This window comes from Rhizobium sp. SEMIA 4085 (genome assembly GCF_013004495.1).
In the GTDB taxonomy this organism is placed as follows: domain Bacteria; phylum Pseudomonadota; class Alphaproteobacteria; order Rhizobiales; family Rhizobiaceae; genus Rhizobium; species Rhizobium gallicum.
This window is the reverse complement of record NZ_JABEPH010000628.1, coordinates 1-1,788: the sequence shown is the minus strand read 5'-3', so window position 1 is coordinate 1,788 and position 1,788 is coordinate 1. Positions and strand designations below refer to the sequence as shown.

Below are 1,788 nucleotides of genomic sequence, written 5' to 3'. Positions count from 1 at the left end.
CAGCACTGCCTATCCTGTTTTGCCCCTGCGCGACATCGTGGTCTTCCCCCATATGATCGTGCCGCTGTTCGGCGGACGGGAAAAGTCGATCCGCGCGCTTGAAGAGGTCATGGGTTCTGACAAGCAGATCATGCTGGTCACCCAGATCAACGCAAGCGATGATGATCCGGATCCTTCAGCAATTCATAATGTCGGCACGGTTGCCAATGTTCTGCAGCTCCTGAAGCTGCCCGACGGCACCGTGAAGGTTCTTGTCGAAGGCCGCGCCCGTGCCGAGATCGATGCCTATACCAGCCGCGAGGATTTCTACGAGGCGCTCGGCCATGTGCTTGACGAGCCGCATGACGACCCGGTCGAGCTGGAAGCGCTGTCGCGCTCCGTCGTTTCGGAGTTCGAGAGCTATGTGAAGCTCAACAAGAAGATCTCGCCTGAAGTGGTCGGCGCTGCCAGCCAGATCGACGATTATTCCAAGCTCGCCGATACGGTTGCTTCGCACCTTTCGATCAAGATTACCGAAAAGCAGGAGATGCTGGAAACCACCAGCGTTAAGGCTCGCCTCGAAAAGGCGCTCGGTTTCATGGAAGGCGAGATTTCGGTCCTGCAGGTCGAAAAGCGCATCCGCTCGCGCGTCAAGCGACAGATGGAGAAGACCCAGCGCGAATACTACCTCAATGAGCAGATGAAGGCGATCCAGAAGGAGCTCGGAGACGGCGAGGAAGGCCGCGACGAAATGGCCGAACTGGAAGAGCGCATCTCCAAGACCAAGCTTTCCAAGGAAGCGCGCGAGAAGGCTGACGCGGAGCTGAAGAAGCTGCGCCAGATGAGCCCGATGTCTGCCGAAGCAACCGTCGTGCGCAACTATCTCGACTGGCTGCTCGGCATTCCGTGGGGCAAGAAATCGAAGATAAAGTCGGACCTCAACCACGCAGAGCAGATCCTCGAAGCCGATCACTTCGGCCTGGACAAGGTCAAGGAGCGGATCGTCGAGTATCTCGCCGTGCAGGCCCGTGCAGCCAAGCTCAAGGGCCCGATCTTGTGCCTCGTCGGCCCTCCGGGCGTCGGCAAGACCTCGCTTGCGCAGTCGATTGCCAAGGCGACCGGCCGTGAGTATGTCCGTATGGCGCTCGGCGGCGTTCGCGATGAAGCCGAAATCCGCGGTCACCGCCGCACCTATATCGGCTCGATGCCCGGCAAGGTCATCCAGTCGATGAAGAAGGCGAAGAAGTCCAATCCGCTCTTCCTGCTCGACGAGATCGACAAGATGGGCATGGATTTCCGCGGCGATCCGTCCTCGGCCCTGCTCGAAGTGCTCGACCCGGCCCAGAATTCGACCTTCATGGATCACTACCTGGAAGTGGAATACGACCTGTCGGACGTGATGTTCATCACGACGGCGAATACGCTGAACATCCCGGCACCTTTGATGGACCGCATGGAGATCATCCGTATCGCCGGCTACACCGAAGACGAAAAGCGCGAGATCGCCAAGCGGCACCTGCTGCCGAAGGCCATCAAGGAACATGCGTTGCAGCCGGAGGAATTTTCCGTCAGCGACGATGCCCTGATGGCGATCAGCCAGCAATACACCCGCGAAGCCGGCGTGCGTAACTTCGAGCGCGAACTTATGAAGCTCGCCCGCAAGGCGGTGACCGAGATCATCAAGGGCAAGGCGAAGTCGGTCGCCGTCACGGCCGCCAACATCGACGACTATCTGGGCGTTCCGCGCTTCCGCCACGGCGAAGCCGAGCGCGAGGACCAGGTCGGCGTGGTCACCGGTCTTGCCTGGAC

The 1,788-nt window shown here is 59.8% G+C and carries 1 protein-coding gene; it reads left to right on the top strand.

Annotated features, from left to right (window positions below):
• Positions 1–1,788, top strand: a 1,788-nt coding sequence (gene lon, locus C9413_RS31795) for an endopeptidase La (RefSeq protein ID WP_170251501.1), incomplete at both ends; no start/stop codon positions are given.